Annotated in this window: 6 protein-coding genes; all 6 read right to left on the minus strand. The window is 66.1% G+C overall.

Annotation, left to right across the window (positions count from 1 at the left end):
• Positions 1-585: DNA gyrase subunit A (locus ABZE94_RS19880; RefSeq protein ID WP_372877717.1), on the minus strand; the 585-nt coding region annotated here is incomplete at its 3' end.
• A gap of 23 nt (positions 586-608) precedes the next feature.
• Complete coding sequence (locus ABZE94_RS19885; protein WP_372877727.1) at positions 609-1,097, minus strand: TIGR02281 family clan AA aspartic protease; 489 nt, start codon at positions 1,095-1,097, stop codon at positions 609-611.
• A 35-nt stretch (positions 1,098-1,132) separates the two neighbouring features.
• Positions 1,133-2,116 carry an esterase-like activity of phytase family protein gene (locus tag ABZE94_RS19890; protein ID WP_372877719.1) on the minus strand — a complete coding sequence of 328 codons (984 nt, stop codon included), beginning with the start codon at positions 2,114-2,116 and terminating at the stop codon, positions 1,133-1,135.
• Complete coding sequence (gene parE / locus ABZE94_RS19895) at positions 2,116-4,005, minus strand: DNA topoisomerase IV subunit B (RefSeq protein ID WP_372877721.1); 1,890 nt, start codon at positions 4,003-4,005, stop codon at positions 2,116-2,118. The genes ABZE94_RS19890 and parE overlap by 1 nt, the downstream gene beginning before the upstream one ends.
• 17 nt (positions 4,006-4,022) lie before the next feature.
• Positions 4,023-4,631 (minus strand): YqiA/YcfP family alpha/beta fold hydrolase, encoded by a 609-nt coding sequence (locus ABZE94_RS19900; RefSeq protein WP_372877723.1) that lies wholly within the window; start codon positions 4,629-4,631, stop codon positions 4,023-4,025.
• Positions 4,632-4,704: 73 nt separating this feature from the next.
• Complete coding sequence (gene cpdA, locus ABZE94_RS19905; protein WP_372877725.1) at positions 4,705-5,520, minus strand: 3',5'-cyclic-AMP phosphodiesterase; 816 nt, start codon at positions 5,518-5,520, stop codon at positions 4,705-4,707.
• Positions 5,521-5,677 lie beyond the last annotated feature (157 nt).

Consider the following 5,677-nt stretch of genomic DNA (forward strand, 5'->3'; position numbering starts at 1 on the left):
CACTTCGCGCAGGTTGTGCGGCGGCACGTCGGTGGCCATGCCCACGGCGATGCCGGTGGTGCCGTTCAACAGGATGTTGGGCAGGCGCGCCGGCAGGGTCGCCGGCTCGTTGAGGGTGCCGTCGAAGTTCGGCACCCAGTCGACGGTGCCCTGACCCAGCTCGGTCAGCAGCACCTCGGAGTAGCGCGACAGGCGCGCCTCGGTGTAACGCATGGCGGCGAACGACTTGGGGTCATCCGGCGCGCCCCAGTTGCCCTGGCCGTCGACCAGGGTGTAGCGGTAGCTGAACGGCTGGGCCATCAGCACCATGGCTTCGTAGCAGGCCGAGTCGCCGTGCGGGTGGAACTTGCCGAGCACGTCGCCGACGGTGCGCGCCGACTTCTTGTGCTTGGAATCGGCGTCCAGGCCCAGTTCGCTCATGGCGTAGACGATCCGCCGCTGTACCGGCTTGAGACCGTCGCCGATATGCGGCAGGGCGCGATCCATGATCACGTACATCGAATAATTGAGATAAGCCTGCTCGGTAAAGTCGGCAAGGGAGCGGCGTTCGACACCGTCCAGGCTCAAATCGAGGGGTTCGCTCATGCGTGCCTCATTGATCAGAAAATTTAGTCAAGCGAAGTGGTCTGGCGCAGCACCAGGGTGCCGTCGCGCTGGGTAAATTCGAGTTGTTTCAGGGCGCTCATGCCGAGCAGCACCTCATCGCCGTCCATGCCCGGCGTGATCAGGGCGGCAACGTCATGCAGCCGGATTTCGCCGAGCTGCAGGCTGGCCAGCTGGGTCCGGTAGCCGACCACGGTGCCATTGGCGGTACGGATCTGCACCGGCGCACCGCGCTGCAGGCCGAGGGATTCGGCCAGGGCGGCAGGCACGGCGACGGCAGTGGCGCCGGTATCGAGCAGCAAGGTCACGCTGGCGCCGTTGATCTGGCCGCCCAGCAGGTAATGCCCGCCGCGACTGCTCAGCAGGCGCACCTCGATATAGCCCTCGCCCTGCAACGACTGCGGCGCCTGGTTCGGGTTATCACGGCGCTCCTCCCATTTACCGAAGAAGTGCGTGGCCAGCAGCAATGCGGCGCCCCAGGCCAGTACCAGCATCACCCGGCCGACCCGCCGCCCCGGAGTCTGCGTACTCACCGGGTGCGTCCCCAGCCGCCCTTGGGTGCGGCGAAACGCCAGACGACCGGGCGCTGCTCGCCATCGGCACGGGTGTGCCGGCCATGGTCGCTGCCGATCCAGGCGCCCTGCTCGTCGATCCACAGCGCTTCGGCCAGGCCATAGGGCGGCGGATAACGCCGGGCATCGGTCAAGGCTTCGGCGGCGAACGACCAGCAGCGTTCGACCCCGCCATCGCTCAGCTTGCGCCGACAGATGCGATGGGCCTGACGCTCGAGGGTGAAGAGTTTTTCCTTGTGAAAGGCCAGCCCGGAAAAATCCCGCGCTTGCGCCTCGCCACCCAGCTGCGGCGGTGAGGATTCGTTACCGCCTTCGCTCATCAGCACGCAACCACCGGTGCAGCGCCAGCTCGAACCGTTCTTGTGCAGCACCAGCAGGCCGCGGCGCCGGCGTTCGGCCGCCAACCACAAGCGCTCGCCGGCGGGATCGATGGCCACGCCCTCGAGCAGCGCATTGAAGTGCCAGAGCATGCCGCTGGCACGCGCCTGGCGCACCATGCCATCGGGCAGTGCCAGCCACTGCGGCGCCCCGACTGGCGGGATCCACAACACGGCACCGCGCGCCTCGCTGACCAGGTAGCGATTGCCAATGGCATCGCAGGACAAGCCTTCGAAATCCAGACTACCGCCGCGCACCAGACCGGTGACCCAGGTGCGCATGCGCAAGCCCCAGGGCAGCAGGGTCGAGGACAAGGGCGGGGCGACAAAGTGTTCGGCCTCGGCCTGCCAGACAGTGTCGCCGGCAGCCAGCCGATACAAGCGGTCATCCTCGCGATCCGAAACGGCCCAGAGCGCCTCGCCGCACCAGGCCAGGCCCGACAGGTTGCCGGCAGCGATGCCCTCGATCGAGTGCTCGCTGACCAGCGTCAGTTCCTCCAGGGCCTGGGTCTCGGCCAGGACCGGGGCGGCGACCAGCAACAGGGCGGCAGCCAGTCGCCGCATCAAAGCAGCACCTCGGCCAGGTTGCCCTTGGACTCCAGCCAGGACTTGCGGTCGCCGGCGCGCTTCTTCGCCAGCAGCATGTCCATGAGTTCCTGGGTGCTCGGATAATCCGCCAGGGTCAGCTGCACCAGGCGCCGGGTATTGGGGTCCATGGTGGTTTCGCGCAGCTGCGGCGGGTTCATCTCGCCGAGGCCCTTGAAGCGGGTGACCTGCGGCTTGCCGCGGCGCTTCTCGGCGACCAGGCGGTCGAGGATGCCGTCGCGCTCGGCCTCGTCCAGGGCATAGAAGATCTCCTTGCCCAGGTCGATGCGGTACAGCGGCGGCATGGCCACGTAGATGTGTCCGGCATCCACCAGCGGACGAAAATGCTGGACGAACAGCGCGCACAGCAGGGTGGCAATGTGCAGACCGTCGGAATCGGCGTCGGCGAGGATGCAGATCTTGCCGTAGCGCAGCTGGGCCAGGTCGTTGGAACCGGGGTCGATACCGATGGCCACGGCGATGTTGTGCACTTCCTGGGAGGCCAGCACTTCGCCGACATCCACTTCCCAGGTATTGAGGATCTTGCCGCGCAACGGCAGGATCGCCTGGAATTCCTTGTCGCGCGCCTGCTTGGCGCTGCCGCCGGCGGAGTCGCCCTCGACCAGGAACAGCTCGGAGCGCAGCGGGTCCTGGCCGGCGCAATCGGCCAGCTTGCCGGGCAGCGCCGGGCCCTGGGTGATGCGCTTGCGCTCGACCTTCTTGCCGGCCTTGAGGCGGCGATTGGCGTTGCTGATCGCCAGCTCGGCGAGCTGCTGGCCGAGTTCCGGGTGGGCGTTGAGCCACAGGCTGAAGGCGTCCTTGACCACCCCGGAGACGAAGGCCGCGGCCTCGCGCGAGGACAGGCGCTCCTTGGTCTGGCCGGAGAACTGTGCGTCCTGCATCTTGGTCGAGAGGACGAAGGCGATGCGCTCCCAGATGTCTTCCGGCGCCAGTTTGACGCCGCGCGGCAGCAGGCTGCGGAACTCGCAGAACTCGCGCATGGCGTCCAGCAGGCCCTGGCGCAGACCGTTGACATGGGTGCCGCCCTGGGCCGTGGGGATAAGGTTGACGTAGCTTTCCTGCACCGTATCGCCGCCTTCCGGCAGCCACAGCAGCGCCCAGTCGACCGCCTCCTTGTTACCGCTCAGGCTGCCGCAGAACGGCTCGACGGGCAGGCGTTCGAATTCGCTGACCGCATCCACCAGGTAGGAGCGCAGCCCCTGCTCGTACAGCCACTCGACCCGCTCGCCACTGGCCTTGTCCTCGAAGCTGACGTGCAGCCCCGGGCAGAGCACGGCCTTGGCCTTGAGCACATGCTTGAGGCGGCTGACCGAGTACTTGGGCGAATCGAAATACCTGGTATCCGCCCAGAAATGCACGCTGGTACCGGTGTTGCGCTTGCCGACCGTGCCGATCACCTGCAGGTCGCTGGCCTTGAAGCCGTCGGCAAAGGTCATGCGGTATTCGTTGCCATCGCGTTTGACCCGCACCTCGACGCGGGTCGACAGGGCGTTGACCACGGAAATGCCGACGCCGTGCAAACCGCCGGAGAACTGGTAGTTCTTGTTGGAGAACTTGCCGCCGGCGTGCAGCTTGGTGAGGATCAGCTCGACCCCCGAGACCCCCTCTTCGGGGTGAATATCCACCGGCATGCCGCGACCGTCGTCGATGACTTCCAGGGAGCTGTCCTCGTGGAGGATCACCTGGATCGAGCTGGCGTGACCGGCCAGGGCCTCGTCGACGCTGTTGTCGATGACTTCCTGGGCCAAGTGGTTGGGCCGGCTGGTGTCGGTGTACATGCCCGGGCGCTTGCGCACCGGATCCAGGCCGGAAAGGACTTCGATGGCGTCTGCGTTGTAACTGGCCATGGGCTCTCTGGTCGTTATTAAAGGTCGGAAAAGTCGCTATCGCGCCACAGTTGCGGCGCAATACCGGCGAAGGCGAAGAGCGCGGGCAGGCGCGCGGCAAACCCCTGAAAGCCATGATCGCCACCGGCCTGGATACGCAGCGCGCAGGCGCGGTAATAGGCTTGGGCATCGCGGTAATCGAGGGTTTCGTCGGCGGTCTGCAACCACACCTGGTAACGCGCGGGATCTTGCGGCGGCGGCACGTCCAGCTCGGCCAGGGTCTGCACATGATCGGCCGTCAGTTCCCAGGTTTCACCGCTGTAATAGTTGTGCTGCGGCCCCAGATAGCCATCGAAACGCAGGTGCGGACGCACCGCCGGATTGATCAACAGCGCGCGCAAGCCATGGCGCTCGGCCAGGTGGGTCGCATAGTAGCCGCCCAGGGAGCTGCCGACCAGCACGGGCCGGCCGAGTTCGGCGATCAGAGCCTCGAGCTGGGCGATGGCCCGGCGCGGATGATGGTCCAGGGCCGGCACCCGCAGCTGCGCCGCCAGCCCCATGCGCGTCATGGCACGCGACAGCTGGCTGGCCTTGAGCGAAGCGGGCGAGCTGTTGAGGCCGTGGAGATAGAGAATAGATGCAGTCATGGAGCGGGAGGCTACTAGTGCGGGGCATCAGGCTGCAAGCTGCACGTAGGTACGCGTGCGGCGCCAGCAGCGGCTAATAACCTTTCACCGTGTAGTCCACCTCGAAGTCGATCCCGGTCACCCGCGACACGCCGGTATCCAGCCGGCCGTCGGCGTGCAGGCGCAGCCAGCGGTAGCCGGGCGCACTGGTGTCGACCTGGAATTCTTCACTGCCCGGGGCGAACTGCACGCAGGTGGAGGGCGACGCCAGCAGGCGCAGCCCCTTGTGCACTTGATCGAATTCCTGATGGATATGCCCCCAGAGCAGCGCACGCACCTGACTGAAGCGCTCCAGCACGGCGAATAGCGCCTCGGGGTTGCGCAGGCCGATGGGCTCCATCCAGCGGCAACCGATGGACACCGGGTGATGGTGCAGGCAAATCAGGTGGTGGCGCTCCGGCGCTTCGCCGAGCGCACGCTCCAGCAGGGCCAGCTGTTGCGGGTCAAGATAGCCGGGCACCGCACCGGGAATCGACGAGTCGAGCAGGATGATGCGCCAATTACCCAGGTCGATCACCGGTTCCAGCAGATCGCTATCGGCGCAGGCGGCCTGCATGGCCGGGACGTCGTCATGGTTGCCGGGAAACCAGCGGGCCGGCGCCGCCAGCACCTCGGTCATCTGCCGAAAGCGCTGGTAGGAGGCCAGGCTGCCGTCTTGCGACAGATCGCCACTGGCGAGCATCAGGTCGATCTGCGGCTGCTCTTGCAGCACCCGCTCGATCACTTGCTGCAGACTGTCCTGGGTATCCAGGCCCAGCAGCTTACCGTTCGCGTCGGCAAATAGATGACTGTCGGACAGCTGCACCAGCAGGACCGAGGCATCAGCAGCGGAATTGAGCTCGCTCGGCAAGGCCGTCTCCTTGAGCAGAATGGGTGGATTATGGTGGCTAGCCGGGGCTGCGGTAAACCCGCGAAGTGGACATGGATCACAGAAAAGCAGCGGTAAGCTGCAAGCGGCAGGATGGCGCGGTCAGGCTTTTACTCGAAGTTTATCGATTGAAGCTTGA

Source organism: Pseudomonas sp., assembly GCF_041601375.1.
Classification (GTDB): domain Bacteria; phylum Pseudomonadota; class Gammaproteobacteria; order Pseudomonadales; family Pseudomonadaceae; genus Aquipseudomonas.

What these genes read in the sequence shown, in the direction of transcription:
- ABZE94_RS19885 (WP_372877727.1), bottom strand. Translation starts at nt 1,097, where the DNA reads ATGCTGGTACTGGCCTGGGGCGCCGCATTGCTGCTGGCCACGCACTTC.
- ABZE94_RS19890 (WP_372877719.1), bottom strand. Translation starts at nt 2,116, where the DNA reads ATGCGGCGACTGGCTGCCGCCCTGTTGCTGGTCGCCGCCCCGGTCCTG.
- parE (WP_372877721.1), bottom strand. Translation starts at nt 4,005, where the DNA reads ATGGCCAGTTACAACGCAGACGCCATCGAAGTCCTTTCCGGCCTGGAT.
- ABZE94_RS19900 (WP_372877723.1), bottom strand. Translation starts at nt 4,631, where the DNA reads ATGACTGCATCTATTCTCTATCTCCACGGCCTCAACAGCTCGCCCGCT.